This window comes from Mesorhizobium alhagi CCNWXJ12-2 (assembly GCF_000236565.1).
GTDB classification, from domain to species: domain Bacteria; phylum Pseudomonadota; class Alphaproteobacteria; order Rhizobiales; family Rhizobiaceae; genus Allomesorhizobium; species Allomesorhizobium alhagi.
Map to the genome: position 1 here is coordinate 18,718 of NZ_AHAM01000149.1, position 26,184 is coordinate 44,901.

Below are 26,184 nucleotides of genomic sequence, written 5' to 3' on the forward strand. Positions count from 1 at the left end.
CCTCTTCGGGAGAACAGGCGCGATGCTGAATAGCGGAAAGCGCGGTAGGCCGAGCCGTCGGGTGCGGCTGGAGGATATCGCGGCGCGCTGCCGGGTTTCGATCAGCACCGCCTCGCGCGCGCTTGCCGGTGGCAAGGGCGTGCGCGCCGACCTGCGCGAAAAGATCATCGAGACGGCCAAGAGCCTCAACTACAAGATCCCCACTTCGATTGCCGGCCGTAAGGTCTACCTTGCTGCCAGTAGCGCGGCGATGATCGACCACCTGCGCAGTCAGTTCACCTCCTATGTGCTCGAAGGGCTGAACGAGCGCGCCCGCACGCTCGGCGTAGAGCTCGTCACGCGTGCGATCGCCAGAGCAGACGAGGAGGTTGCGCTGCTCGAAGAAGCCGAAGCGGACGAAAGCGTCGCCGGGTGCCTGTTCCTCACGCTCGACGACGAGACCGTGCTCACGCTCACCAGCGGCTTCGGCAAGCCGATCGTGCTCGTCAATGGAGACGATCCGGCGATGCGACACTCCTCGGTAACGCCCTGCAACCGCTCCGCCGCGCGGCTCGCGGCCGAGCATCTGCTCGACCTCGGCCACAAGCGCATTCTCTTCCTCATGCGCCGCGGTCGCCGCACCATCGAGCGTCGCTTCGAAGGCTGGCAGGACGCCCTGAAGGCGCGCGGCATCAACCCCGCTGCCGCAATCGAGGTGGAGGACTGGCTGCCCGAGCTTGCGGCGGAAGCGGTGGCGAGCCGCATCGCAACCCGCGGGCTCGATTTTACCGCCGTGCTTGCCGCTGGCGACAGTCTCGCCGTCGGCGCCATGATGGGCATCGAACGCGCGGGCTACCATGTCCCTGCCGACGTGTCTGTGATGGGCATGGACGACCTGCCGCAGGCGGCTTTCCAGAATCCGCCGCTCACCACCATGCACATTCCTATGCGCGAGATCGGAGCAGCCTCGCTCGACCTTTTGCTCGACGACCTCGGCGGCATGGACCTGCCGCCCCGCCGCGTCGAGCTCGCCTGTCACATTGTAGAACGACAGTCGACCGGGCCGGCCCGCGCCTGATCGAGGTTCGGCGCTCACGTCTCCAGCCGGTCGGGCCGAGAAAACCCGTCAAAGCGGCCATATTCGCCGCGCGCGAAAAGCAGCGGCTCCCCGTCGCGCAGAGTCGCCGCCGTCACCTGCCCTAGCATGATCAGATGGTCGCCGCCGTCATGCGCAGCCACCCGGCTGCATTCGAAGCGCGACAGGCACTCCGCGAGCAGCGGCACGCCGGCCTCGTTTTCGCCGAAGGCAAGCCCTGCAAACGCATCGCCCGACCGTGCGAAGCGCCGGCCGAGGTCGAGCTGCTCGGCGCCGAGCACGTGGACGGCGAAGTTCTCGCAATCGGCGAACGCGTCGAAGCGCTTGGAATGGCGGCCGATCGACCAGAGCACGATGGGCGGATCGAGCGAGACGGACGCGAAGCTGTTGGCGGTGATGCCTACCGGCCCGGCTTGTGTGACGGTGGTGATGATGGTGACGCCGGTGGCAAATCGGCCTAGCGCGTCACGGAACTCGCGCTTCCTTTCCGGACCGGGGACGAAGCTTTTCATAGGCATGGCGCGATCGGCAAAGTGGTACATCAGGCTGTCTCCTGTCCAGGCATGGCAACACGGAACTCGATGTGGCCAGCCCGACCCCGTTGCATCAGCGACGCTCCCCTGTGCCGAGGGGTGTCGCCGGGGTGCTGGCGGGCACCCTGCCATATACATGCGGAAGCGAGCAGGTTTTCAGCTCCGGCAGCACGCGCTTGCCGAAGGAAAGGCATTCGTCGATATGCGGATAGCCGGAGAAGATGAAGGCGCGGATGCCCATCTTCTTGTATTCCTCGATCTTGGAAAGGACCTGGTCGGCCGAGCCCACGATTGCGGCCCCGCAACCCGAGCGCGCGCGGCCGACGCCGGTCCACAGATGCCGCTCGACATAGCCTTCCTCGTCGGCGAGGTCGCGGTTCTTCGCCTGGTGCGCCACGCCGAGGGAAGTGGAATCGAGCGCCCGCTCGCGGATCGCCCTGCCCTTCTCGTCGTCGAGTTTCGACACGAGTTCGCGGGCATATTCGCGCGCCTCTGCTTCGGTGTCGCGCACGATCATGTGCACGCGCAGTCCGTAGTCGAGCGTGCGTCCATGGGCGGCGGCGCGCTCGTTGACGTCGCGCATGCGCTGCGCCAGCATTTCCTTGGTCTCCGGCCACATCAGGTAGACGTCGCATTGCGCGCCGCAGAGCTCCAGCGCGTCCGGCGAGTAGCCGCCGAAATAGAGCAGCGGTCCGCCGTTCTGCTGGTAGGGTTTCGCCGGATCGGCCGACACTTTCTTGAACTGGTAAATCTCGCCCTGGTGGTCGATCTCGTCCCGCGTCCAGGCCTGGCGCAGGATCTCCACCACCTCGTGCGAGCGGCGGTAGCGGAACGTACTGTCCGCGGTCTCGCCCGGAAAGTCGGAAGAGATGATGTTGATCGTCAACCGGCCCTTCAGCATGTGGTCGAGTGTGGCCACAGTGCGCGCCAGCATGATCGGCTGCATCTCACCGCAGCGAACCGCCGCCAGCAGGTTGATCTTCGAAGTGATCGGCGCACAGCCCGCCACGAAGGACAGCGTGTCCTGCCCCACCTGATAGGAGGACGGGCACAGGACGTTGCGGAAGCCCATCTCCTCCGCCGTCTTTACGATGTCGGAACAGTGCTCCCAGCTCGAGCGCAGGCTGCCGTCAGGCACACCGAGATAGCGGAAATCGTCGGAGCAGAGCGCAGAGAACCACGCGACTTCGGCTGCGTCCAGATCGGCGGACGTAATAGGCACGACCGTCATGCTTGACCTCATGCTGCAGCGGTTGGAGGCGGCTGCACTTTTCGCTTGAATAACATCTGCGTTGGTGTAGATCAATAGTGTATCAATTTTCCTTCGTGCCAGGACCGTGACAGCCCGCTATTCGCTTCCCATGCATCAGCAGATCAGCGAAATGCTGATCCGTGAGATCGCGGCCGGCCGCATGATAGATGGCGAGAAGCTGCCGCCGGAGCGCGAGATGGCAACCAGCCTCAGTATCGCGGTGGGCACGTTGCGCAAGGCGCTCGCAGACCTCGACCGCAAGGGCCTGCTGGAGCGCATCCAGGGCTCCGGCAATTACGTCCGCGCGAAGCCGAACGTCGACAGCATCTACTCCATGTTCCGGCTGGAGCTCATCGAGGGCGGTGGACTGCCGACAGCGCGGGTGCTCTCGGTCGACCGGCTGCCGAAGACCGCCGACATGCCGCAATTCGGATCGAACGCCGAAGGCCACCGCATCCGCCGGCTGCGCAGCCTCGGCGGCAAGCCGGCGGCCATTGAGGAGATATGGCTCGACGGCTCCTATGCGAACATTATCGCCCCGGAGGATCTGTCGGACTCGCTCTATCTTTACTATCGCAAGGCGCTTGGTTTCTGGATCGCCCGCGCGGAGGATCGCGTCAGCGTCGGCGAGGTGCCCGGCTGGGCGCCGCGCGAATTCGGCCGGCCGGCCGGTGCGGCCGCCGGCTTCATCGAGCGCATCGGCTGGACGCAGGACGGGACGAGTGCGGAGTTCTCCCGCACCTGGTTTGATCACACGATCGCGCGCTACGTCGCGCGGCTAAGATAGGGACCCGCATGAACAAGCCCGTTATGTATGGCGTCATCGGCTGCGGCATGATGGGCCAGGAGCATCTGAGAAACATCGCATTGCTGCCCGATGCCGGCGTTGCGGCGATCTTCGAGCCCGACCCCGAGATGCGCAGAATCGCCGGAACCCTCGCGCCGGGGGCCGCTCTTGTCGACGCCGCCGCCGAGGTCATATCGCATCCGGCCATCGACTGCCTGCTGATAGCCAGCCCCAATCATTGTCATTTCGAACAGTTGCGCGAGGTCGCCGCAACGCGCGCCCTCCCGGTCCTGGTCGAAAAGCCGCTTTTCATCGACGCCGCCGAGGCCAGCGCGGTGAAAGCCTTCGCGCAAACCTATCCGGCGCCGATTTGGGTGGCGATGGAGTATCGCTACATGCCGCCAGTGGCCCGCTTCATCCGCGAGGCGCAGGCGGTGACCGGCGGCATCCGAATGCTGACCATCCGCGAGCACCGCTATCCCTTCCTCGACAAGATCGGCGCCTGGAACCGCTTCAACCGGACTTCCGGCGGCACTTTCGTGGAAAAATGCTGCCATTTCTTCGATCTGATGCGGCTCATTTTGAAGTCGGAGCCGGTGCGCGTCATGGCCTCGGCGGGCCAGGCGGTGAACCATCTCCACGAAAACTATGGCGGAGAGACTCCCGACATCTGGGACAACGGCTATGTGCTGGTCGATTTCGCCAGCGGTGCGCGCGCCATGCTGGAGCTCTGCATGTTCGCCGATGGCAGCCGCTACCAGGAGGAAATCATTGCAGTCGGGGAAAAGGGCAAGATCGAATGCCTTGTTCCCGGGCCGAGCCGCTTCTGGCCGGAGAACCTGGGGCCGCTGCCCACGCCGCAACTGATCGCCACCCCGCGCCGGCCCGAAAGCCCTTACACCATCGAGCTGCCGGTCGATCCAACCCTGCTTGCCGCCGGCGATCACAACGGCTCGACCTTTTTCCAGCACAAGCGTTTCTGCGCGGCCATACGCGGAGAGGGCCCGATCGAGGTCACGGCCGACGATGGCTGGCGGGCCGTGGTCATGGGTATGGCGGCACAGCGCTCCGCACACGAGGGAATGGCCATCGCCGAGCCGCTGGCGCTCGGATGTGATTCACTGCCCCGTTGATTGACTGCCGTAAATGCGCTCAAGGGGGTCAATTCTTCCGGTTCCCGAACAGGAAGGTTGCGCCATGAGCGGCTGTTCCTTTTGTAATTTTGAAGGTCAGGATTGACCGGAAAAGCGGTCACACAATCTTCTGGGCACTGTCAGCTGGGCGGACGGCTATGGCTCCGCCTGCGTTAGTCCGGCATTTTCGACTTTTCGCAGATGCCATCAGGATTTTAGAATTAGCAGATCCAAGTATTCGCCCACTGCTGCCAGCAATGACGCTCGGCTCGCTACGTTCAGCTTGGAATATATGCTATTCAGGTGAATCTTGGCGGTGCCTTCTGCTATCCCGAGGCTTCGTGCGATCTCCTTGTTGGACAGGCCGCGGCTAGCCAGCGCCACGATCTCCCGCTCCCGATGCGTGAGCAGCCGGAATAGATCGCAGGCCCGATTGCGTCGTTCGGTCTCCCGGTCAATGGCTACTGCGACCGTATATGAGGGGAGCCATCGCCGGCCAGAGGCCACTTCGCGCAGGCAATCCACGAGCGTGTCGGGTGCGGCATTTTTCATAACGAGACCATCAACGCCGCCGAATACGGCACTCACGATATCCGCGTCCCCGATGTCGGCTGTCAGAAGCACGACGCGCGTCGGCAGACCGGCCGCTTTGGTTTCCATCAATATGTCGAGCCCGCTCATCTCTGGCATGTTCTGGTCCACGACAGCGATGGCAGGTCTGTATTTTCGGATCTGCTCAAACGCGGTGAGTCCATCGGTGCAAGTGGCAAGGACCTCCAGGTTCGGATCGCCTCGTATCAAATCCGACAAGCCGCGCAGAATAAGTGGATGATCATCGGCGACTAATATTGTCGTAGGCGTGGGGCAGAGGCTCATTTGAGCGGGACCGTTAAATTGATGTCCAGACCGTCCGGCGAGCTGAAGAAATTCATCACCGCGCCAAGGTCTCTGGCTCTGCGCCTTAGGGAAGCAGAACCGAGGTTTTGCCCGAACACGATTTCGTGGGGAGCGGCGCCGGACCACCCGGGAAGGCCGCTGCCATTGTCCCGCAGGGCGACGGACAACGCCTTTTCAGACGCAACCACGTCTAGTTGAAATCTCGTTGCTCCCCCATGCCGAACCCCGTTGGCAACTGCCTCGGCTATGAACAGCGACAGGCCCTCGGCGGTTTCCCTCCTGGCGAGGAGGCCGGCCGGATATACAGACTGCGATATCTTGCAGTTCCACTGCGCCTCCATTTCTTTCAACACTTTCGCCACGGTGGCTTCGACAAGCGCGTCCACTGCATGTCGGCGGTCGTCGCCGCGAGCTTCGGAGACGAAATGGCGAAGCCGGTTCTGCTGTTCCGCTATCGAGTTCCTGATCTCGACGACTTGGCGGCTTTCGGTCAGGGAAAGTCCCTGCTCCAGGGCTTTCAGCTGCAGCCCGATCGCCGCCAAGGATTGCAGCAGGCTGTCGTGAATATCCCTTGCAAGCTTGCTCCTGCCTTCCCGCACCGCCGCCTCCACCAGCTTCGCCCTGAGATAGTGATGCTCTATCTCCGCGCCGATCCGGAGCGCCGCGATGGCGGCCAACGGCAACAGATCGTCCCCGAGATGCCTTTCTCCGACAAGAAAGAGCCAACCGCTGTGGGACGCGCCGTCGAAGGGAGCCATGGCCGAATGCAATATCTCGTGGTCGGTCAGGATCTGGTTCGGAATCTCGTTATGGACGCCGACCCGGGGGGCTGCACGCACGCGCGATTTGACCTTGCCGGGAGCAGGGTCGACCGCTTCGGCGTCAACCGCATCTTCCATGGAATATCGGGTGGAGCCGCCCACGAACTCCGCGATATACCGATGCGGTTCATAGTGATCCTCCCAGACGACCAGAACACGCGGGACATTGGTCGTTTCAGACAGGTGGGCGAATATCGGATCAAGGTCCGGAAACCGCTCGTCCGTAGTGGTTCCAGCAGGCCACGCCGCCAACCGCGCATAGCGGAGGCGCTCTCGCTCCAGGATCGCCACAAAATACAGGAAAAGGACGCCCGCCACGATGAGATAGGCACTGCGCAGAATGGTCCTGGTTGTGTCCTCGCCGTGCTCGATATCCGCTGTCGCAGCAAGAACACCGTAGATGACCACGATCAGGATCGCGGTCGCAATCACACCATGCCAGCTCCACCGCAGGGTCGCCGAGAAAAGAGCGAAAGTGAAGAACACGAAGAACGGGCTGGTCGGCCCTTCCGTCAAGTAAATGAGGACGCTGAAAACGGCGATGTCCACCGCGTGGACCACTAACGCAGCAATCCCGCCAGGCGAAACCCGCATTGTCTGCAGCGCCAGCGCACCGGCATAGAGCACATAGGCGGTCAGAAAGTAATAGGCGAGTTCGCTGCTTCGAGCCGGCTGTGACGGGTCGGCATAGATCGCCAAAAGTGCGAACACGGAGAGCGCAAAGCGCGAAATGGCCACCATCTGCCACGGCCGGACATCGCGAAACCGGTTGCCCACATGGACAATGGCTCGCGCCGTCCCGAGCCGGAGAATCCGTCCCTCTCGCCGATCGTATGTCAGCTGCCCTGCTCCCACTACCCGGCAAGAGCATAGCGCGTTTCGACGACGGGTTAGAAGCATTTCCTAATATTTGGTTAAGAATACTGGCGCATGGGGCGTTTTTACCTGGAGCGAAAGCGCTGGAACGGTCGCAGAAACCTGCAAGTCCCAAAAACAGTGGCTTCACAGTCCCACGCCGCTCGGGCTCGCCCGCTGGTTCCCGTAGTTAAGGTAAACAAAGGATGTATATCCTCGGATATATAGACGGCTCGCTGCATTGCGAGCATGGATATGGCAAGCAGCCATCATGGTTTGTTTTGTGCTGCGGGGATCGAGCCTTGATGGCTCACAAATGGGGTAGGGAGTAAATTCAAATGGCCACTGTTCTAATCAGTACAATGGAAGACGCTGCGTCCGGCGTGAAGTTCGAAATATACGCAGAAGAGGTGGGCGGGCAGGTCGTATTTACGATCAAGCACATCACTGGAAACGCCGACATCCAGGGTTTCTTCGTGGACCTTGGTAACGACGGCGGAGCCATCACGTCTGTCGGATCGAAGTCAAACAACATGAACGGCTCGTCCAACGATGGAACGAAACTGGACGGTTGGGACTATGGTACGGCGTTGGGTACAGTTGGTGGCAGCGATGCCAACTATACAACCCCAAACACGGAAAAGTCCTTCACGATAGCTGGAATAACGTCCCTCGCTCAGTTAGACGGAGCCCAACTGGGCATCCGTGCGACCAGCACCGGAGCTGACGGCCAAGGCAGCCTGAAGCTCGCCGACGTCGTGGAACTGCCGCCCCCGCCGCCGCCAATCGATCATTTCCCGCCGCGGACCCAGGATATCTCCCATGTCGATTTCTATATGGACAAGGATGGCGACGGTGACGTCGACGTCTATGTCCGGGTAAACACGTCGGCTGCTGTCAATGATGATCTGGATACTTGGTACCAAACGGCGCTGAACTTCATCAAGAGCGCCGATCTGACGGGGGATGGCGTCGGCAACGATTTGCAGAACGCCGTGCTTCTGGGCGTCGCCATCAAGGGTGGAAGCCAAGAAGCGAAAGTGTTCTACGAACTGGATGGCAATCCCAATGACGTCGATCCCTTGCCAACTCATGGGATCCTCGTGGACAACCCGGTTGGTTTCGGCGGCCACGGTCTTGGGGCGTACAACGCGGTGATCTCCTACGATGGAACAACGTTCCAGGTAGGCACGGCCTGGTCGGGTCAGGATTACCTCGGCTGATACGCCAGCGTCCGCTAATGCGGATAGCTCGCGCGCATAGAGAACCCCGGCAGCAGGTGCCGCCGGGGTTCTCTGCCTCAAGAGCGGCGATCGAAGGCCTCGAGGCTACGCAGCCCTCCGGGTCGGTAAGCGTGGTTCCCGCGCTGGCTAACCTCGGTTTGACTTGCACTGCCCGGTCGCCGACTTGAAGTCTGTAGTAATACCGGCTTTTGAGTCGTCGGCGGCAGTCAAGCTAGCAAATTCAAGTTAGTAGTTTAGTTTGCGTACGCTGAGGTAGTTGTGGCAGAAAAGATAAAATCAGATGAAATCCAGCGCGTCTTCGACGCCTGTCTCAGCTATTTCTTGACGGCTGGACTGTTCAGCTTCGGCATGAACCTGCTCTATCTCGCTGCGCCGCTCTACATGCTGCAGGTCTACGACCGCGTGGTCTCCTCCGGCAGCCTGACCACGCTTGTGATGCTTACGGTCGTGCTGCTCATGGCCTTGGCCGCGCTCGCAGCACTGGATATAGTGCGTGGCAGGGTGCTTGCCCGCGCTGGACTCCGCCTCGACGGCCTGCTCGCGGGGCGCGTGGTCGCTGCCACGCTTGAGCGCGCCAATGGCGCCAGCAGCCAACCCTTGCGCGATTTCGACACCTTCCGTCAGTTCATGAGCGGCTCCGGCATCAGCGCCATCTTCGACCTTCCCTGGGCGCCGGTCTATATTCTTGTCCTCTATGTGCTGCATCCGATGCTCGGACTTTTTGCGCTGGCTTCGGCCGTCATCCTTGGACTGATGGCGCTGCTCAACGAATGGCTGGTGCGGCAACCGCAGAAGGATGCCAATGCGGCCGCCGCCCGCAATTACAGTTTTACCGAGATGAGCCTGCGCAACGCAGAGGTCGTGCAGGCGATGGGTATGAGCAGCGGGCTGCTCAAGCGCTGGAGCCGCGATCGAAACAGGTACCTCACCCGGTATTTGGAGGCTAGTGACCGCGCCGGGGCGATGATCAGCCTGATCAAGTTCCTGCGCATGGCGATGCAATCGCTGATCCTCGGCGTCGGCGCCTATCTGGTCATCGAGCACATGGCGACGGCGGGAATCATGTTCGCCGCAATGCTTTTGCTGGGGCGCGCTCTGCAGCCGGTGGAACAGGTGGTCGGCAACTGGCGCAATCTCGTCTCGGCGCGCGCCGCCTGGCTGCGCGTTCGCGACCTTCTGGCCGCGAACCCTCTCAGGGAGAGGCCACTCTCCCTGCCGCAGCCGCTGGGATGTCTTTCGGTCGAGGGGTTGACTTGCGCTACGCCAGGTAGCCTGAAACCTATCCTGCTCAATGTTAGCTTCCGCCTGGAGCCGGGCGAAATCGTAGGCGTCATCGGCCCATCGGGCGCCGGCAAGTCGACCCTGGCGCGCCAACTCGTCGGCGTGCAGCGGCCGACGGCGGGCGTGGTGAGGCTCGACAGCGCCGACGTCGCGCGATGGCCGCGCGAACTGCTCGGTCGCCATGTCGGATATCTGCCGCAGGACATTGAAATCTTTGCCGACACGATCGCCGCCAATATCGGCCGCTTCCAGGACAATGTCGATGCGGAGATCATTCTGGCCGCGCAAATGGCCGGCGTGCACGACAAGATCCTGCGACTGCCAGACGGCTACGACACCCAGGTCGGGGACGGCGGCGCGGTGCTCTCGGGCGGCGTGCGCCAACGGATCGCTTTGGCCCGGGCTGTTTTCGGCAATCCAAGCCTGGTGGTGCTCGACGAGCCCAATTCCAATCTCGATGCCGAGGGCGAGAACGCCTTGGCCGAGTGCCTGGGCCGTTTGAAGGATCAGGGCGTCACGGTTGTGGTGATCTCACACCGCATGGCCACTTTCGGCACGGTCGACAAGATATTGGCCCTCAAAGACGGAGCGGTCCTCGCCTTCGGACCGCGCGACGAGGTCGTCGCCACCCTCACCCGCCCCGTGCCGGCCAAAGCCAGCCATGCCGAAGCCGTCAAGCAGCGGGCGCTAGCAGCCGTTTCGGGAGACGAAATCAGGACTACGGACGATGCTGCGACCACCTGATCGAACGCTCGCCCCCTCCTCGAGGGTCTTAAGGATCTTCGGCCTGGTGCTGCTGGCGGCGCCGGCATTGTGGGCTTCTTATCAGATCGGCAAACACGGCAAAGGAACCGCCGCGGAACTCGTCAGTTGGCTCCCGCTCGAGCCAATCACCGCCCTGCGCGATTCTCTTCTGGCGCGGGCTCAGGTGCTGCCTTCCAACGAGACGGTCGAGTGGTTGTTGGCCGCCCCTTCCGATGCCCTCGAAAGCTGGCGCTGGTTGGGCGACGTGGTACAAGCCATTCCGGTCTGGCTTCTGGTCTGTCTGACTGGCCTCCTTCTCCTCGTCCTTGCCAGTCTATACCGCCAGCGCCGGCGGCGGGGCGTCACCGAACTTCCGAGGGAATATTCGGGTGCCCGAGCCCTTGCCGTCAATGATGAAGGCCATGCGGCGATGCCACCGAGTGACTCGGCGCGCGGCGCTGTTTTCGCCGGCTGGATCACCTTGCTTCTCTTTTTCGGTGGCTTTGGCACGTGGGCGGCGACGGCGCCGCTGAACGGAGCCGTCGTCGGCGAAGCGGTCGTCAAGGTGGAAGGCAACCGCAAGAGCGTGCAGCATCTCGAAGGCGGCATCGTCAGGGAGATCAGGGTGCGTGAAGGCGATCTGGTCGAGGCCGGCGATGTTCTAGTCGTTCTCGACGACAGCCGAACACGCGCCGAACATGACGTGCTCTCGCAGCAATATGCGGTGCTGCGCGCCACTGAGGCACGCCTGTACGCCGAATTCAGCCGCAGCCCGCATATAGACTTCCCGCCCGACCTCCTCGTTCGCACTGAGCCGTACGTCGACGCGGCCATGGAAGGGCAGCGGCAGGAATTCGAAAGCCGCAGGCAGGCGATTGGTGGGCAGGAGCTTATGCTCAAGCAGCGCGCGGCCCAGTTGCAGGAACAGATTGTCGGGCATAAGGCCCGGCTGGAGGCGCAGCAAAAGCAACTGACTTCCGTCCGGGACGAGACGGAGAGCCTCGCCGACCTGCTCAAGAAGGGGCTCGTCACCAAGCCGAGAATTCTGCAGCTCGACCGGGCGGCGGCAAGTCTCGAGGGAGAAATAGCGAGCACTGCAGCAGCAATCGCTTCAGGCCGGGAGGCATTGGGAGAGCTCTCCGAACAGATCACCCAGCTTCAGAAGGAGCAGTCCATGAAAGTGACTGCCGCTTTGCACGACGTGCAATCACGGCTTCTGGACGTGGAGCCGCGCCTGCGCAACGCGGATAATGCGCTCGAGCGAAACGCGATCCGCTCCCCCTATTCGGGCAAGATCGTCGACCAAAGCTTCTTCTCGGTCAACGGCGTCATTCAGCCAGGCGAGCGCATCCTGGACATCGTGCCGCACGCAACCTCGCTGGTTGTCGAAGCGCGGGTCAGGGTCGAGGATATTTCCGAGGTGAGGCCCGGAATGCCGGCCGAGATTCATTTCACGTCCTACAAGCAACGCATCACGCCGACCATCAACGGAACCGTGGTTGAGGTTTCCGCCGACCGCCTGACGGACGAGCGTCAAGGGTTCGCCTATTACAACGCTATGGTCGCGGTGGATACCGGGGAATTGGCGGCCAGCCCAGAGATCCAGCTTTATCCCGGGATGCCAGCGACGGTGATGATAACAACCCAGGAGCGCACCGCGCTCGACTATCTGCTCGGCCCGCTCACGGCTTCGTTCAACGGCGCGTTTCGGCAGAGATGATCAGGCGTGGATAGTCAGACCTGACGGTCCTCGCCCTTACCTTTCCGCCCTTGTCATGTGGGAAGCGTGGCGTCCGCGATGGCGCATCGACAATCGTGCTCAGAATTTCTGAATCCGGGACGCAAGCTGACACTCGGTCGCTTGAATCTTCACGGCATCATGGAACTACCGCTCGAACTACCAGCCCATCTGAAAGCTCGCGCCGGCGCGGCCATAACCGTTCTGCACCACATGGCCGTCGGTGTTACGGCCGAATTGGAACAGGCCGTAGGCGTTTCCGTTGCCGTTCTGCTGGAGCGTGCCGCGGTGGCCACTGCCTTCCTGATGCACGACACCGAAGTTGCCGCGGCCGTCCTGACCGATGCCGGCGGAATTGTTGCGGCCACGCTGGCGGATGCTCGCGCCGCCCTTGATAGCGTTGTAGAACGAGTACAGTTGAAGGCCGGTACGCAGCGCGCGCCCGGAATCGGCGCTGCTGGGTGCGATATGCACGCTCAACGAGCCACCGGCAGCGGCGGGAGCTGAAAGCGCGCTCAGCCCGACGATCGCCGCCACGAGACCGGCGGCGAGTTTTTTGATGGGCTTGCGGGTCATCGGTGTTCTCCTTCTTGGTGTCTCGGATACAGCCGGTCTCTCCCGGCCGTTGGAGTGGATCATGAACCAGGCGGGCTGAACCGGCCCGGAACGGCGCGTTCAGATTTCGTTTAGAAACGAGGGCCGATTGCAGCGGCGGAGCAGGCGGAACGAAAAAGGCGCCCGGATCAGGGCGCCTTTTTCGAAGGTCAGAGCTTAGACGGTCAAATCCGGCCGCCGATCAGCTCTTCGCAGATGACGGTCGAGCCGGCGCCGCTGACCTCGAGATGGGCGTCGTAGGTTCCGCCGCTGTCCAGCATGACTTGGCCGAGCGTGGCCGGCGCGTCCGGCGTTGCGTAGAATGCGCCGGCCTGGTTGATGCGCACGCTTCCCGCGCCGCCGCCGCCGTCCACGGACAGTCGGTAGCTTCCCTCGACCGCATCGGTCGCGTGAACGATGCCCTCGATCGTCGTCATACCGTCTGCCGCACCGGCGCGGAACTCACAGGCGAGCAGGCCGTCGGCGGACGCGGCCTGGCCTGCAAGCGCGGCGGCTACGCCGAGCACGGCGATGAGCGGCATGACGCCGAGGGCTCTATGGATGACTCGCTTCGACATGATGATCTCCTCTGAGCATTGGGCCGGCCGGGCTTTGGAAATCCCGGCCGGCATGCGATCCGGGCTGCTGGTCAGCGGCAGGTCTGAACGATCGCTGCGACGTTGCCGCGGCCGGACTGCGACGTTGCCGCGTCGCAGCCATGGCCGACCTGAACGCCGGCCGCGATGTTGCCGTTGCCGTCCTGGACCATGATGCTGTTGTGGCTGGAGCCGAACTGGCCGATGCCGGCGGCGTTGTTGCGGCCGCGCTGTTCGGCCTGGCCGCGGTTGCGCCGCCCTTCCTGGCCAACTGCGGCGACGTTGCCCCGGCCGCGCTGCTTGGCGATGGCGCTGTTGCGGGCGCCGTTCTGGTATATGCCGATCTCGTTGCGGCGGCCGTCCTGGGATCCGCCGACCGAATGCGACCAGCCGTGCTGCTCGATCCAGATGCTGTTGGCCATGGCGGGCATGGAGGTGAAGCCGATGATCGCGGCAACGGCGCTGGTGATGATGAGCTTGGGAGTCATTTGCTCCTCCTGGGTTTGCAGTGGGTTCATTTCCGCTTGAGAACGACCCGACCCTGACAGAGACCGTCGGAACCTTCGCTGAACCGGCCATTCAGGGAGGGTTCACCCTTTGCTGATGCAAGCCACAACGGCTGCATGGGGATTGCAGACTGTCAGCTTTCGACCATCGAGGCGCGGAAGCGACGGAGGCAGAAGCCCCTGCGTTACAGGGGTCCCTTTTGGACGCCGAAACACATGCCGGAGCCTCGGTGCCGAAAGGACTCGTTGACGATCGCGAAGGCGAATTGGCGGCCTCTCAACGCGCTATCGTGGAAGAGATTGGAACAAGGATTCGCGGTCGCTTCGAGCGAATTGGCAAGGACAAGCAGCGTGGCGGAAAGATCATCATCGCCTAGTCGGTGGAGGCGTATGCTCGTAACCGCGTCGTCCAGCCGGCTCGATCGCCAGACGGCCAATACGAAGAAATCACTGTCATACGGCTGAACGGAATTGGGCTCGCGGCGCCACGACCTAGTTGCCGCTGATACGTTGGAACACGGTAAATGTCTGCATTATGTGCGAGCGCATGGCGTCTTCTGCTCGACGCCCGTCACGCGCCTGAATCGCATTGATGATCTCGCGGTGGTCTTGCTGGTTCAGCCGGCGCTCCTCGTCCGTTGTCAGCTTCGCGATGTGCTTGTTGAAGTAGAACTGGCCTACCCTGAAAATATCGTCAGCGAGACGCGTGTTTCGCGCAGCGGCGATGATCGCATCGTGGAACCGGCGGTTGGCCTCGACACGGTAGGCAGGCGTGAGATCGGCGGTGCGGTCGCGCTCGTCCTGGATGGCGACAATCGCTGCGATCTCCGCGTCTGTCGCCCGGGTTGCGGCCAGCCGCGCCGCATAGCCCTCAAGTGCGGCGCGAACCTCGGAGCGCTCGCGAATTTCCTCCAGGCTATATTCACGAACCGCCCAGCCGCGCTTGCGGGGCGTGATGAGCTGATCAGCCGCCAGGCGCTGAAGACTCTCGCGTATGGGCGTGCGGGAAACCTGTAGCGCCTGCGCCAGATCCGCCTCGATCAGCGGCTCGTTCGGGCGAATCTCCCCTTCCACAATGGCGCGTCGGAGCCGTTTGTATACCTCCGACGCGGCGCCTTGGCTGCGGCGGGCGCTTTCCTGCGCCGTCGACAGGCGTAGTTCGACGTCGGGCAGAGTATCTTTTGATTTTGTTCGTACCATTTTCGAACAATAGCGCAGTGGTCACAGGAACGGAAGATATCGGCATACTTGACCGCATGCAAGTTCGCATGCAAAGTACGGACATGGGAGGAATCTGACGATGGCAGTTTGCCGAAGCCGCAAATTCCGATCTGGGGCCTTTCCGGCGAGCTTGCCATGACTGGAATCGATCACACGCATAACCCCGAATTGCGAAGCTGGGTCGCTTCGGCCAATGGGCACGCGGATTTCCCGATACAGAACCTGCCGTTCGGCGTATTCACCCCTCCTAACGAGCCTCCACGCGGCGGGGTCGCCATCGGCGACGAAATATTTGATCTTGTGCAGGCGGTTCGCGCCGGCCTCTTCGATGAGGAGACCGAGGCCGTGGCAGTTTGTGCCGCCGCGCCGTCCCTCAACGCATTTCTCCAGCTTGGAGCAGGACCGCGCCGCGCCTTGCGCGCACGGTTATCGGCGCTGCTGTCCGAAGAAAATGCCACGCTCGGCGGCCGCAGCGGCCTTCTGCACCGGGCTGCCGATTGCGTCTTGGGCCTGCCGGCCCAGATCGGCGACTACACGGATTTTTATGTCGGCATCCACCATGCGAGGCAGGTAGGCAAGCTGTTCCGGCCCGACAATCCACTATTGCCGAACTACAAATACGTTCCAATCGCCTATCACGGCAGAGCGTCCTCGATCGTCTCCTCTGGAACGCCTGTTCGCCGTCCCTTCGGACAATCCAAGCCTGCGGACAAGGAGCCGAAATTCGCGCCCACCGCACGGCTTGATTATGAGCTTGAGCTGGGGGTCTGGATCGGCACTGGCAACGGGCCTGGAGACCCGATCGGCATTGACAGGGCAAGCGAGCACATCGCCGGCTTCTGCCTGCTCAATGATTGGTCGGCGCGCGATATCCAGGCATGGGAATATCAGCCGCTCGGTCCGTTCCTCGCGAAGAATTTCGCGACGACCATCTCGAACTGGATCGTCACGCCCGAGGCGCTCGCCCCATTTCGAATTCCACAGCCGGAGCGACCCGCCGGAGATCCGGCGCCCCTGCCCTATCTGTTCAACGCCGAGGATCAACGGTGCGGCGGGATGGCCATCGAACTGGAAGTGCTGCTGACGACGACAAAGATGAGAGAGGACGGGCTGCCCCCACATAAGCTCGGCCTGTCGAATACGCGCAACATGTACTGGACGGTGGCGCAGATGGTCGCCCATCACACGAGCAACGGCTGCAATCTTCGGGCGGGCGATTTAATGGGGTCCGGCACAATCTCCGGGCCGGCCAATGACCAGCGCGGAAGTCTGCTCGAAGCCACGGAGGGAGGCCGTGATCCGATTCGTCTACCTACAGGCGAAGAACGGACATTCCTGCTTGACGGCGACGAAATTCTGCTGCGCGCCCGCGCCGTCAAGAGCGGATTTGCAAGCATCGGCTTTGGCGAATGCCGCGGCGTAATCGTCGACGCCCCCACAATGCCTGGAAATGATGTCCAATGGAGAAATGTCAGATGATGAGCAGCAATAATGGATGGGTGCTTCTGATAGGGCGCACCCTTCTCGCAGCCATATTTCTGTGGTCCGGCTTCGGAAAGGTCATGGCCTATGCGGGAACCACCGGCTACATGGAAAATTTCGGCGTCCCGGGCGCAATTCTTCCGGCGGCAATTGCGTTGGAGCTGGTCGGCGGTCTCTTGCTTCTCATTGGCTGGCGCACGCGCGAGGTGGCACTTATACTGGCGGCATTCTGCGTCGTGTCAGCCTTGATATTTCACACCGACTTCGCGGACCGCAACCAGATGATCCACTTCATGAAGAACCTGTCAATGGCGGGAGGCTTCCTGGCGCTCTTCGTTGCAGGCGCCGGCGCAATTTCGGCTGACGCGCGCAGAGCTTAAATATTCGACCGGCTTTTCGCCGCGACATCCGGGCGGAACACATAGGACACGCATTCCAAAGGGAGGAATCATGGAACTGACACGTCGCAAATTCATGACGTATTCGGCCGTCGCCATGGCGGCTCCAGCTGTACTCCGCGTGAGTGGGGCGCGAGCGCAGGAGGCTACCGTGCTGCGACTGCATCACTATCTGCCGCCGGCCGCCAACTTCCCTTCGCTCGTGCTCGCGCCCTGGGCGAAAAAGATCGAGGAAGAGAGCGGGCAGAAGCTGAAGGTCGAACTGTTTCCCGCCCTGCAACTGGGCGGAAAGCTGCCGCAGCTTTACGATCAGGCCAAGCATGGTGTGGTCGACATCGTCTGGACTCTGCCGGGAGCAACGCCTGGCCGTTTCCCGTCGATCGAGCCTTTCGAACTGCCGTTCGTGGCGGGCGCGAAAGGCATTCAAAATGCGCTCGCCTGCCAGGAATTTGCAGACAAACATCTCACCAAGGAAACCGCCGACGTGAAGCTGCTTTCCTGCTGGGCGCACGATGCCGGAGTTATTCACACCAACGCCGCCATCTCGTCCATGGACGACCTCAAGGGCCTGAAGTTGCGCAGCCCAACGCGCCTCGCGGGCGAGGCCCTTGCGGCGCTTGGCGCCACGCCTGTCGGCATGCCGCTGCCGCAAGTGCCCGAAGCGCTGGCGCAAAAGGCGATCGACGGCTGCGTTATTCCATGGGAGGTTGTTCCGAGCCTCAAGATCGACCAGCTGACCAGGATACACACCCAGATCCCCGGCTCGCCCACCCTCTACACGGCCACCTTTTTCCTGGCAATGAACCTCAATCGCTACAACGGTTTACCCGACGATCTGAAAGCAGTCATTGACAACAATTCCGGCAAGAGCTTTGCCGCCTTGGCTGGCAAGATGTGGGACGATGTCGGCGCGGATGTGCTCTCCAAGATCCAGTCCGATGGCTCGAGCCAAGTCGCAACCATTTCGGAAGACGAAAAGAAGAAGTGGATCGATGCCACCAAGCCGGCCCAGGACAAATGGGTCGAGGAAATGAAGGCAAAGGGCATTGACGGCGCAGCGCTTGTCGATGAAGTGCGCACGCTTGTGGCCAAACACGCCAATGGTTGACGCTTGACCCCACGGGGCGGCTCCGTGGCAGGCCCGCCCGTTCAAATCCGAAGGAGGCAGGCGATGAATGAATCTGGAAGCGGCCGCCGGATAGAGCGGCTGCTTTGGCGGTTTGCCGGCGCGCTGGCCATAGCCGGGGGCATCGTGACACTTTCTTCCGCGGTGCTGGTGACGCTGAGCGTGATTGGCCGCTGGCAGTTCAACGCGACGGTGCCCGCCGACTACGAACTGGTAGAGATCAGCGTTGCCGTCTCGGTTTTCGCCTATCTGTCTTACGCTCAGCTTCGGAACGGCCACATCATGGTCGATACCTTCACCAGCCGTCTGCCACGGGCCGTCAACGCGGCGATTGACGCCCTCTGGAGCCTTGTGCTCGCGGCGTTTCTCGGTTTTTTCACTTGGGGGCTTGTCAGCGGGGGCATTGAAGCGCGCGACGCCAGCGAGACCCTTGTGCAGCTCACTTGGCCAATTTGGCCCGTCTATATGGTCTGCGCGGTGCTCTGCGGCTTCGCCTGCCTGATGGCGCTCGCCACCGCCTTTCTTCGCCTGGGTCGACCCCAATGAGCGGCTTCGCCATTGCCTGCTGGGGTTTCGTCGCCATGTTGGCGCTGATCACGCTGCGCATGCCGATCGCGCTGTCCATGCTGGTCGTGGGCGCGGCCGGTTATGCCTGGCTGTCCAGCCCCAGCGCCCTTTTCTACTACCTTCAGACGAACAGCTATCACCAGTTTGCCAGCTACACGCTGTCGGTCATCCCCCTCTTTATTATGATGGGCGCCTTGGCAGAACGCTCCGGCATGGCCGCGACGCTATTCAAGGCCGCCGAGCGCCGTGCCGCGGGCTTCCGTGGCGGGTTGCCGATGGCGGTAATCCTGGCCTGCACGGCGTTCGGCGCGATCTGCGGTTCGTCGGTGGCAACGACCGCGACTTTCGGGCGTGCTGCGCTGCCCGAGATGCGCCGCGCCAAGGTGGATGCGGGCTTTGCCACGGGCACGATTGCCGCCGGCGGCTCGCTCGGCATCCTCATTCCTCCGTCGGTCATCCTGGTCGTCTATGCCATCACGGCCGAACAGAACATCGCGAAGCTGTTCCAGGCGGCGCTGGTCCCGGGGCTTTTGGCGGCTGTGTTCTATTGCATCGCCATCGCCATCGTGGTCCACCGCCGGCCCGAACTCGCTCCGCCGGTGGTTTCCAACGAGGTATTCGCGCCGACACTGCCGGCGGCCTGGACCGCACCGGCTGGCGCCGCGGTTATCGTTGCGGCCCTGGTGTTGTACTTTTTGGGTTGGGCGACCATCGCCGGCGCAATTCTCATGGCTCTGATCGGTCTGCTCCTCATATTCGCCGACCCGGAAATCCTGCCCGCGGCGGGAATCGCGATCACCGTAGTCGGCGGCATCTATGGCGGCATCTTCACACCGACCGAGGGCGCTGCCGTCGGCGTCGTGATCATGCTGATCCAGGGATTGCTGCAGCGACGTCTCGGTCGGGTGAAGATCGTCGAAGCCTTGCGGCAAACCGCGGAGACGACGGCCATGATTTTCCTCGTCCTTCTGGGGGCGGAAGTGTTTGGCGCGTTCCTCGCCCTGTCGCAGATGCCAACAACACTCGCCCAGATGATTGCCGGATCGGGCCTGTCTGCCTGGCTGATACTGAGCCTGATGTTGCTGAGCTATATTGTGCTCGGCGCGATCATGGATGAACTCGCGATGATCCTGCTCACCTTGCCGATCTTTATCCCAATCGTCCTGTCGCTCGACTTTGGAATGGGCGCGGAGGATGTGGCAATCTGGTTCGGCATGCTGATCCTTGTGGTGGTGGCCATCGGGCTCACCGCCCCGCCGATCGGGCTCAACGTTTTCGTCATCAACAAGATCGCGTCGGACGTACCGCTGACCCAGACCTATCGCGGCGTACTGCCCTTCATAGCCGCCGACATCGTCCGGCTTGTCGTTGTGACTGCCTTCCCCGTCCTCTCATTCTGGCTGGTTCATGCGCTAAACTGATCCAGCCGCTGGTCGACGGTATCTGGCCCGCGGACATTTCAATTGCCGCGTTTGGCGCGCTCTGGAGCGCTGCCTTTTGTTGCTACGCCACGCTGAATAACTCTCCGCCTGGCTCGACGGTGGCCCCGGCGACTACCACGACGAACAGCCGTGACCGATCCTCGGCCCTCCATCGAAAGCCAGATCGCACTGCTGGACCAGATCGGGCAGTATCCGAACGGACGGTCGAAATCCGAGGATGTCCATACGACCAAAGTCCTTGGTCTTTTCGGCGGCCGAACGCCCCAAGCTCGCGGCACCTTGCGCCTGAACGGACTATGGGGAGCGCGACTCACGCCAAGGGTAGACAGCGAGGCGAGGCTGCGCTGCAGCCGCCGTCGCCTCATGAGGCGACGGAAGCTTTGTAATGATGCTTCACCAGCTCATGGTCCCGCAAGGCTTCGGGCCGGTAAGGCTTAAGTATGTTGTACTGCAGCACTTCGGGCAGCTCGAAGCGGTCGATAACGGATTGGTGCAACGCCGCATCGGGACGAATCTTGCGGACCCGAGTTCGGGTGTGCCTGTAGATGCCGGTCCTTTTCTCGTCATGCTGCGGGCCGGCTGCATCGGGGAAAAGGCTCAACCAGGCCTGGTCGTGGATCAGTCCGACGGCCGCCGCGGCGTCCAGCATCCATTTGAGCGCCGTGTCCGAAAGGCGTGAATCGTTTTCCGAATAGCTGCCCCCGACATCGGAATGGTTCCCGGCGAACCAGACCTGCTCAAATCTCTTGAGACCGTTGTCATCAGCTCCCTCGTCGCCCATCCACCGAACCGGGTTGAATTCGGCACGGTTCTCGTCGATCGAGATCGCGTGTCGGGCATAGGGGACTCGCGACGACAGCCTGAAATCGTGAAATCTCATGCGGAATTCGGTCCAGTGCCTGGTCTGGCGGGCGCTGTAGCCCGGCAAGGGGCCGGGAGCCTTCAGGTGTTCGCCTGCGTACCATATCGCGGCGAGGACAATGGCAAGGCCGCCCAGAACTCCCGTCCACCAAAGAAACGAGAAGGCAAAGAACGACAGTACCCAGGCCGCAGCCATGAGGATGGCGGCCAGCAAGGCCATAAGCATGCCGAGCGCCTGCGGATTGGCCAGCGAAGCGATAGTGTCGAACACCCCGATGAAATATGGAACGGTGTTCGACATATCGCCGTCGCCCGATCCGTACTTCCCCCTGAATTGCGCGGCCAGCAGGTCCCGCTGTTCCAGGCGCATCAGCTGTTCGGGAGTGGCTTTGTCCCGATATCTTGAACTTGTGAACTGGTAGACGTCCTTCACCGCCTCCTTTGCGATACGGATGGTCGAGTTTTCATCGCGCAGGAGCGGCGTACCGTCCGGCATTCGGGTCGGCACCCCGCAATAGGTGAGTACCCCGCCTAGCGCCCTGACCGTATACGCCCCGCGGCTGAACCCGAACAGGAAGATCCTGTCTCCCGGCCTCCACATCCTTATGATGGCCGCGTAGCACTGGATCATGTTCAAGGTCAGACCGAGCCCGGTTGCCTGGCTGACGAGGTTGTGGAGACGGCGGAACAGCTTGAGGAAGACATTGCCTTCGATGGGTTCGGTGCCGACGCCGGGGTCGTAGAAGGCCAGCTGTTCAGCGGGATTGACCGAATACTCTGGCCCGCATCGGGTCGCCCGGTAGAGCTTGTAGATGTTGCTCCGGTTCTCGTCGAAAAAGATTCCGCCGCGCTGTCCCGTTCCGTCCGCGAAAACAACAATGTTTCTTGGCATCGCATCCTCGCCGAGCAGCCCTACGGCTGGCGTTCCAATCCTCGATATCTTCAGGCTGGAACGCCAGCCTCCCGAATCCGGCGCGATTGACTATTCCATTTCGCCGGGCCGGATGATCCTGGCCACTTCGAAGTGCATACCGTCCGGCCGCTTGTTGAAATGGCCGCCCCAGGCGAATCCGAACCGGCTTGCTATGGGAACCAATTCTCGCACACAGCCTTTCGCTCCAATCTCCGCCGGCTCCCGGCCGAGCGGATTGAACTGAGCGTTGATGTCGAAGGCCGTTCCAAACGCATGATTGCTCAGGGTTCTCGTGCTTCCCCGGATAAAGCGCGGCACAAATGAGCCGTCAAAGGTCAGGATGCGGTCCAGAAGCCCCTCTTTCTCCCACTGCAGCCACATTGCGATCAGTTGATCGGCAGCCAATTTGTGGAATTCGAACTCAAGCGGACCGTTCCGGCCAAGGACGGACTTAACCGGGATGCTGACCTTGGCGATGTTCTTCTCCGGCCAATCGTTTGTGATCCGAATGTTTTCTTTGTTTCCCGGCTTCGGATCGGCAACAAACGTGAAGGTACCAAAAAGTCTTTGACGTTCCGCAGTGCCAACGAGCGGAGAAAGGTTGGAGCGCGGTGCAGAGCCGGCCAGTTCCACATTGGGGCTCCGACCGCCCATCGCGGACGCAAAACTGGGCACGGCCGGGTCGGTCGCCCAACCATCTTCCATCGCCACGACCATGCAATCCGAGAACCAGGCTACGAACTTGTCTATGTGCTTGCCAGTCCCGCGAGGATGGCAAACAAGCTTCCACCGATTGGCGTCTGCTTCGTCACGACGCAGCGATCCGGCGTTGTATGCGGCTGCAACCAGAGGAGGATCGAACCATGTCGAGCCTCTCTGCTGGGCGATGTAGGCCGTTCCTGCTTCGATAGAGGTCCGGGGGTCGAGCAAGTCGTCGCTGCGCAAATTCTTTCTTCCGGTAGCGCTGCGGGCCGTGGCCACGAGTGTCTGCATCAAGCCGACGCTCTCGTCATTGATCTTCGGTTCCGGCCGTCGTGCATTTGAATCGCCCGAACTCTCGGTCGCGATTGTGGCGACGATCAACTCCACGGGAACGCCGTATTGCTTTGCAGCCGCAGCGCAAAGCGCTCCATAACGCTGCCAGATGGTTCGAACGGTCGTAGGCTTCCCGGGCGTTCCCTGGGCCGGCGCTCCATCGATCGAGACACCCCTCGGTGAAAGCGCCCAGCTTACGCCGTCAGGAAAATGGCGGTGAGGCTTCAACAGACCCGGGAGAAGTTCGTCCAACAGGCCAGGAGCAGCCGGCTTGACGGGATCTCCGGCCGGTTCGCTGTCAGGCTCTTTCTCCGGAATGACCGGCTTTGAAGGCGGTGGTAGATCAACGGTGGAGGAGCGCCGAACGACAACGTCCGTCGCCCTGTCGAGGACTTCCGAGGCCTGAGCGGACTGTCTGGTCTGAATTTGGGCGACGAGCTCATCCTTCGAACGAGAACCCTGGGAGGACCCGAGCCAGAAGCTCATGACTGTCGCAAATGCTGCCGTCAGCGTTCCAACACAGATATTTATTATCTGAAGAACAAAATCACTGCGTATCGGAGCAGCCGTTGAAAATTGAGCTTCGGTTAAATTGGCAAGCCCCATACCGGCGGGAACTACAGGCAGCGAGGTCAATTCAAGACTGTTTTTGTTGAATATGAACAGGCCCAGTACGACAAAGAAGCCGACCGTCACTATCATGGAAAGGGTTGGGGCAACCCACGCCACAGGCGATTGCCCAGAACTCAGGTCTCTTTGCAGAATTCGCGCTCCGCTGCGGTCCTCCCCGTCGACCCGACGGCTGTCGAGCTCCGTTTGACGCCTTTGCCCCTCGAACTCGGCGCGAACCTTTAGATCCGCGAGCGCGGCTTCGCGCTGGCGCTGCTCGTCGTCGAGCCGAACTTTGGTCTCCTCGAGGGCGATCTGCGCCAGTTTCTCGCGCAGGCTCTCCGCAGTCTGCGGGTTTTGGGTCAACTGCTGTTGTGCCTGGACGGGATCTTTGGTCTTGACGGAATCGGTCACCGCTCTGGTGACGCGATCTGCTACCGTCCCGGCGCGATCACCTGCGATTGCCTTTATTATTTCAGGAAACAGAGTTGCAGCAATTGCGATAAGGGGGCTCATGGCTCTTCCTCGCAGAAAATTGGGTTGCGATTGCCGAGGTGCTGGCCCCAGCCAGACCTCGGGGCTGTTGACGCACGCTTCGGCTCACTCGCCGGCTGGAGTAGCCGGAGCCAGCGGAGCATTCACAGGAGCTACTGTGGCCGCCCTTGCATGAGTTCGAGGCGGATCCCGTCGCGCAGGCGGCTGCGCACGGTTGGACGATATTTCGGCCTGGCGCTTGCAGAGGGCCGCACACGCGAACGCCGTCGATGCTGCCGATACGTTGATGATGATCATCAGCGCGGCCAGGTCTACGCCGTTGGTGCCGAAAGACAGTCGCAACTGATGCTGCACTTGTGCCGCTGCATAAAAAAGCGCTGCCAAGGCCACCCCTACCGCCAGGATCAGGATCGTGGATATGGTTTTCCACCACATCCGCTCCATGCCGTCGTCCATATAGCGCAGCAGCATGAAGCAGACGAACAGCGCTATGAAAGAGTGTAGCAGGTAGATGGGCAGGCTGAGCTTAACCAAGGCCATGAATTCTGTGGTTTTTCCAGGCCCGTAGGCTCCGTATTGAAAGAACGCCTGGCAAGTGTCGAAAAGGACGGTGCCGATCAGGACGAACGCGAACAGGCCCGCATAGCGGCTAAAAAGGGCTGTCGTTCCTTCGAAGCGCTGAGATTCGTCGAGCTTGGCGATTTGTCTTCGGCCAAAAGCGCTCACCCATGTCCCCAAGGCAATGCCGGTGGCCAGAAAGATCGGCCCGGCCTGCGATATGAGGTACTGGCCCGAGAACTCGAGATTGTTTGGCCAGAAGTCAGGTACGGCGCCCAGGAACTGCGCTGCCAGACCGTCAAACGCCGGAATGAGGTTCCACAGGAATGTCATTCCGACAAGAAACAGAATGCCGCCCGCAAGGAAGGCCTTCGGCCAGCCGGAATTCGGAAGCATGGAAACGCGAAGGTCGTCGGCCAGGCGCGAAAGCGACGCCACGCCGCTTTCCCGCACGGTCGCGACAGCCGCCACGTCAACGAGCTGTCGCGTGAGAATCTTCAGTTCCCGCCGTGTCGCCTTGTGAAGCTCGGGTTCGTCATCGAGCTTCAGCCGCGCGAGATGAGTCGCGTAGAGTTCCGCGTCGGCATAGGCGTCGATCCGTCCCACCCATGCGTCGCTTCTCAACACCTCAACCTCCTTGGCCAATTTCTCGGCGTTCGGGCTGCGCGTGAATATCTGATTGGCGAAAAAGCTGGACGCTCTCAAGACTCTGGTTGGGATGCCCATCCAGGCATGGAACAAATTCCGCTGCACATTCCCGATGTTGGAGAGCATCGGAATGCTCTGCTGCGCAAGGCCCATGTATACGGCAACAATGTAAAGAGGATAATTGATCGTATCGACGAATTTTTTAAGTTCATCGCTCGGAGTTGCTCCGGATATTTGGGCCCAACCGGATAGAATCGTGGGAGAAATTTTGCACAGGATAAAATAGATGACGAATGTCGCGGCGAGGAAAGCCGCGAGCGTGGCGGAATAGGTCAGCCGCCCGGCAAAGTCGATCGCCCGCAAATTTGGAATGAGGGCGGAGCGGGCGGCGAAATCCTGATCTGGCGATCTGAGCTCGTTGAACTTTGCGAACTGATAGGCGCCGAGCAGAGCAGCGCCGGCCCAGAACTCGGTAGAGTGAAGCAGGTCCATGGCATTTTCCCCCTCGCTCCCTAAGGACAAACGCCGTTCGGGCACTGCTGTGCATACGCTTCGGGTATTGCCTCAAGAAGGGTTACCGAGCCGATCAGCGCGGATAGGAATCCAAAAACCAGAAGAGCTTTGAACAGTTTCATGCTGGCCTCCCGTGAAGGTGCACATGGCCTCGCTACCTGAAGTAACGAGAATGCGAGGGTTCGGGAGCGGAAAAATTACTATGCCCGAGCTCGGCGCATGCCGAACATGTACGACCACAGTCTCCGATAGTCTGTGAT

General features: G+C 61.6%; 24 protein-coding genes. 12 read left to right on the plus strand and 12 right to left on the minus strand.

Going from position 1 to position 26,184, the window contains the following annotated elements; all coding sequences use genetic code 11:
- The first annotated feature begins 22 nt into the window (after nt 1-22).
- Nucleotides 23-1,057, plus strand: coding sequence for a LacI family DNA-binding transcriptional regulator (locus MAXJ12_RS17750; RefSeq protein ID WP_008837317.1), 1,035 nt, complete (start codon nt 23-25; stop codon nt 1,055-1,057).
- A gap of 14 nt (nt 1,058-1,071) precedes the next feature.
- Here the strand turns inward: MAXJ12_RS17750 and MAXJ12_RS17755 are convergent, their stop codons facing one another.
- Both MAXJ12_RS17755 and MAXJ12_RS17760 read right to left on the minus strand, forming a co-directional pair.
- The gene (locus MAXJ12_RS17755) at nt 1,072-1,617 is read right to left on the minus strand and encodes a flavin reductase family protein (RefSeq protein WP_008837318.1); all 546 of its coding nucleotides are present in this window, start codon (nt 1,615-1,617) and stop codon (nt 1,072-1,074) included.
- Between the two features lie 64 nt (nt 1,618-1,681).
- Nucleotides 1,682-2,839, minus strand: a complete 1,158-nt coding sequence (locus MAXJ12_RS17760) for an LLM class flavin-dependent oxidoreductase (RefSeq protein ID WP_008837319.1) — start codon at nt 2,837-2,839, stop codon at nt 1,682-1,684.
- Nucleotides 2,840-2,969: 130 nt separating this feature from the next.
- On the opposite strand from MAXJ12_RS17760, the gene MAXJ12_RS17765 reads away from it, so the two are divergent.
- Together MAXJ12_RS17765 and MAXJ12_RS17770 are read left to right on the plus strand one after the other, a co-directional pair.
- The gene (locus MAXJ12_RS17765; protein WP_008837320.1) at nt 2,970-3,647 is read left to right on the plus strand and encodes a GntR family transcriptional regulator; all 678 of its coding nucleotides are present in this window, start codon (nt 2,970-2,972) and stop codon (nt 3,645-3,647) included.
- Between the two features lie 8 nt (nt 3,648-3,655).
- Nucleotides 3,656-4,780, plus strand: coding sequence for a Gfo/Idh/MocA family protein (locus tag MAXJ12_RS17770; RefSeq protein ID WP_040586670.1), 1,125 nt, complete (start codon nt 3,656-3,658; stop codon nt 4,778-4,780).
- A 207-nt stretch (nt 4,781-4,987) separates the two neighbouring features.
- On the opposite strand, the gene MAXJ12_RS17775 is transcribed toward MAXJ12_RS17770, so the two are convergent.
- A complete protein-coding gene (locus MAXJ12_RS17775) occupies nt 4,988-5,656 on the minus strand; it encodes a response regulator (RefSeq protein ID WP_008837322.1) in 669 nt (222 codons plus the stop codon).
- Nucleotides 5,653-7,239, minus strand: coding sequence for a sensor histidine kinase (locus MAXJ12_RS17780; protein ID WP_040586672.1), 1,587 nt, complete (start codon nt 7,237-7,239; stop codon nt 5,653-5,655). The genes MAXJ12_RS17775 and MAXJ12_RS17780 overlap by 4 nt, the downstream gene beginning before the upstream one ends.
- Before the next feature lie 452 nt (nt 7,240-7,691).
- On the opposite strand from MAXJ12_RS17780, the gene MAXJ12_RS17785 reads away from it, so the two are divergent.
- The 3 genes from MAXJ12_RS17785 (at nt 7,692) to MAXJ12_RS17795 (ending at nt 12,342) form a co-directional block, all read left to right on the plus strand.
- Nucleotides 7,692-8,576 carry a hypothetical protein gene (locus MAXJ12_RS17785; protein ID WP_008837324.1) on the plus strand — a complete coding sequence of 295 codons (885 nt, stop codon included), beginning with the start codon at nt 7,692-7,694 and terminating at the stop codon, nt 8,574-8,576.
- A gap of 279 nt (nt 8,577-8,855) precedes the next feature.
- Nucleotides 8,856-10,622, plus strand: coding sequence for a type I secretion system permease/ATPase (locus MAXJ12_RS17790; RefSeq protein ID WP_008837325.1), 1,767 nt, complete (start codon nt 8,856-8,858; stop codon nt 10,620-10,622).
- 46 nt (nt 10,623-10,668) lie between these two features.
- Nucleotides 10,669-12,342, plus strand: a complete 1,674-nt coding sequence (locus tag MAXJ12_RS17795) for an HlyD family type I secretion periplasmic adaptor subunit (RefSeq protein WP_008837326.1) — start codon at nt 10,669-10,671, stop codon at nt 12,340-12,342.
- Nucleotides 12,343-12,519: 177 nt separating this feature from the next.
- On the opposite strand, the gene MAXJ12_RS17800 is transcribed toward MAXJ12_RS17795, so the two are convergent.
- The 3 genes from MAXJ12_RS17800 to MAXJ12_RS17810 all read right to left on the minus strand — a co-directional run bounded on the left by MAXJ12_RS17800 (nt 12,520) and on the right by MAXJ12_RS17810 (nt 14,038).
- On the minus strand, nt 12,520-12,936 hold the full coding sequence (locus tag MAXJ12_RS17800; protein ID WP_008837327.1) for a hypothetical protein: 417 nt from the start codon (nt 12,934-12,936) through the stop codon (nt 12,520-12,522).
- A gap of 203 nt (nt 12,937-13,139) precedes the next feature.
- A complete protein-coding gene (csgH, locus tag MAXJ12_RS34475; RefSeq protein ID WP_008837328.1) occupies nt 13,140-13,532 on the minus strand; it encodes a curli-like amyloid fiber formation chaperone CsgH in 393 nt (130 codons plus the stop codon).
- A gap of 71 nt (nt 13,533-13,603) precedes the next feature.
- Nucleotides 13,604-14,038, minus strand: coding sequence for a curlin (locus MAXJ12_RS17810; protein WP_008837329.1), 435 nt, complete (start codon nt 14,036-14,038; stop codon nt 13,604-13,606).
- 218 nt (nt 14,039-14,256) lie between these two features.
- Here MAXJ12_RS17810 and MAXJ12_RS37675 point away from each other — a divergent pair, with 218 nt between their 5' ends.
- Complete coding sequence (locus tag MAXJ12_RS37675) at nt 14,257-14,433, plus strand: NUDIX hydrolase (RefSeq protein ID WP_008837330.1); 177 nt, start codon at nt 14,257-14,259, stop codon at nt 14,431-14,433.
- A 115-nt stretch (nt 14,434-14,548) separates the two neighbouring features.
- Here MAXJ12_RS37675 and MAXJ12_RS17820 read toward each other — a convergent pair whose 3' ends face one another.
- Nucleotides 14,549-15,256, minus strand: coding sequence for a GntR family transcriptional regulator (locus MAXJ12_RS17820; RefSeq protein WP_008837331.1), 708 nt, complete (start codon nt 15,254-15,256; stop codon nt 14,549-14,551).
- A 156-nt stretch (nt 15,257-15,412) separates the two neighbouring features.
- Between MAXJ12_RS17820 and fahA the strand changes: the two genes are divergently transcribed.
- From fahA to MAXJ12_RS17845, 5 genes are all read left to right on the plus strand, one after another.
- Entirely contained in the window at nt 15,413-16,756 is a 1,344-nt protein-coding gene (fahA, locus tag MAXJ12_RS17825) for a fumarylacetoacetase (protein ID WP_050898845.1), read from the plus strand.
- On the plus strand, nt 16,753-17,139 hold the full coding sequence (locus tag MAXJ12_RS17830; protein WP_008837333.1) for a DoxX family protein: 387 nt from the start codon (nt 16,753-16,755) through the stop codon (nt 17,137-17,139). The genes fahA and MAXJ12_RS17830 overlap by 4 nt, the downstream gene beginning before the upstream one ends.
- A gap of 70 nt (nt 17,140-17,209) precedes the next feature.
- Nucleotides 17,210-18,265 carry a TRAP transporter substrate-binding protein gene (locus tag MAXJ12_RS17835; RefSeq protein ID WP_008837334.1) on the plus strand — a complete coding sequence of 352 codons (1,056 nt, stop codon included), beginning with the start codon at nt 17,210-17,212 and terminating at the stop codon, nt 18,263-18,265.
- 63 nt (nt 18,266-18,328) lie between these two features.
- Nucleotides 18,329-18,829 (plus strand): TRAP transporter small permease, encoded by a 501-nt coding sequence (locus MAXJ12_RS17840; protein WP_008837335.1) that lies wholly within the window; start codon nt 18,329-18,331, stop codon nt 18,827-18,829.
- A complete protein-coding gene (locus tag MAXJ12_RS17845) occupies nt 18,826-20,271 on the plus strand; it encodes a TRAP transporter large permease (protein ID WP_008837336.1) in 1,446 nt (481 codons plus the stop codon). Before MAXJ12_RS17840 ends, MAXJ12_RS17845 begins: the two co-directional genes overlap by 4 nt.
- Before the next feature lie 382 nt (nt 20,272-20,653).
- Here MAXJ12_RS17845 and MAXJ12_RS17850 read toward each other — a convergent pair whose 3' ends face one another.
- The 4 genes from MAXJ12_RS17850 to MAXJ12_RS39655 form a co-directional block, all read right to left on the minus strand.
- Nucleotides 20,654-22,045, minus strand: coding sequence for a DUF2235 domain-containing protein (locus tag MAXJ12_RS17850; protein WP_008837337.1), 1,392 nt, complete (start codon nt 22,043-22,045; stop codon nt 20,654-20,656).
- A gap of 90 nt (nt 22,046-22,135) precedes the next feature.
- Nucleotides 22,136-24,226: a transglycosylase SLT domain-containing protein gene (locus tag MAXJ12_RS34480; protein WP_050898837.1), complete on the minus strand. Its 2,091-nt coding sequence runs from the start codon at nt 24,224-24,226 to the stop codon at nt 22,136-22,138.
- 84 nt (nt 24,227-24,310) lie between these two features.
- On the minus strand, nt 24,311-25,948 hold the full coding sequence (locus MAXJ12_RS17865; RefSeq protein WP_139043922.1) for a hypothetical protein: 1,638 nt from the start codon (nt 25,946-25,948) through the stop codon (nt 24,311-24,313).
- Complete coding sequence (locus MAXJ12_RS39655) at nt 25,924-26,046, minus strand: hypothetical protein (protein WP_280113335.1); 123 nt, start codon at nt 26,044-26,046, stop codon at nt 25,924-25,926. The genes MAXJ12_RS17865 and MAXJ12_RS39655 overlap by 25 nt, the downstream gene beginning before the upstream one ends.
- Nucleotides 26,047-26,184: the final 138 nt, after the last annotated feature.

Bases quoted from the DNA above. Each gene is read 5' to 3' on its own strand.
- MAXJ12_RS17775 (WP_008837322.1), bottom strand. From the start codon at position 5,656: ATGAGCCTCTGCCCCACGCCTACGACAATATTAGTCGCCGATGATCAT.
- MAXJ12_RS17845 (WP_008837336.1), top strand. From the start codon at position 18,826: ATGAGCGGCTTCGCCATTGCCTGCTGGGGTTTCGTCGCCATGTTGGCG.
- MAXJ12_RS17810 (WP_008837329.1), bottom strand. From the start codon at position 14,038: ATGACTCCCAAGCTCATCATCACCAGCGCCGTTGCCGCGATCATCGGC.
- MAXJ12_RS17830 (WP_008837333.1), top strand. From the start codon at position 16,753: ATGATGAGCAGCAATAATGGATGGGTGCTTCTGATAGGGCGCACCCTT.
- MAXJ12_RS17840 (WP_008837335.1), top strand. From the start codon at position 18,329: ATGAATGAATCTGGAAGCGGCCGCCGGATAGAGCGGCTGCTTTGGCGG.
- MAXJ12_RS39655 (WP_280113335.1), bottom strand. From the start codon at position 26,046: ATGAAACTGTTCAAAGCTCTTCTGGTTTTTGGATTCCTATCCGCGCTG.
- MAXJ12_RS17800 (WP_008837327.1), bottom strand. From the start codon at position 12,936: ATGACCCGCAAGCCCATCAAAAAACTCGCCGCCGGTCTCGTGGCGGCG.
- MAXJ12_RS17760 (WP_008837319.1), bottom strand. From the start codon at position 2,839: ATGACGGTCGTGCCTATTACGTCCGCCGATCTGGACGCAGCCGAAGTC.
- MAXJ12_RS17820 (WP_008837331.1), bottom strand. From the start codon at position 15,256: ATGGTACGAACAAAATCAAAAGATACTCTGCCCGACGTCGAACTACGC.
- MAXJ12_RS17750 (WP_008837317.1), top strand. From the start codon at position 23: ATGCTGAATAGCGGAAAGCGCGGTAGGCCGAGCCGTCGGGTGCGGCTG.
- csgH (WP_008837328.1), bottom strand. From the start codon at position 13,532: ATGTCGAAGCGAGTCATCCATAGAGCCCTCGGCGTCATGCCGCTCATC.
- MAXJ12_RS34480 (WP_050898837.1), bottom strand. From the start codon at position 24,226: ATGAGCCCCCTTATCGCAATTGCTGCAACTCTGTTTCCTGAAATAATA.
- MAXJ12_RS17850 (WP_008837337.1), bottom strand. From the start codon at position 22,045: ATGCCAAGAAACATTGTTGTTTTCGCGGACGGAACGGGACAGCGCGGC.
- MAXJ12_RS17770 (WP_040586670.1), top strand. From the start codon at position 3,656: ATGAACAAGCCCGTTATGTATGGCGTCATCGGCTGCGGCATGATGGGC.
- MAXJ12_RS17780 (WP_040586672.1), bottom strand. From the start codon at position 7,239: ATGGTGGCCATTTCGCGCTTTGCGCTCTCCGTGTTCGCACTTTTGGCG.
- fahA (WP_050898845.1), top strand. From the start codon at position 15,413: ATGACTGGAATCGATCACACGCATAACCCCGAATTGCGAAGCTGGGTC.
- MAXJ12_RS17785 (WP_008837324.1), top strand. From the start codon at position 7,692: ATGGCCACTGTTCTAATCAGTACAATGGAAGACGCTGCGTCCGGCGTG.
- MAXJ12_RS17755 (WP_008837318.1), bottom strand. From the start codon at position 1,617: ATGTACCACTTTGCCGATCGCGCCATGCCTATGAAAAGCTTCGTCCCC.
- MAXJ12_RS17765 (WP_008837320.1), top strand. From the start codon at position 2,970: ATGCATCAGCAGATCAGCGAAATGCTGATCCGTGAGATCGCGGCCGGC.
- MAXJ12_RS17835 (WP_008837334.1), top strand. From the start codon at position 17,210: ATGGAACTGACACGTCGCAAATTCATGACGTATTCGGCCGTCGCCATG.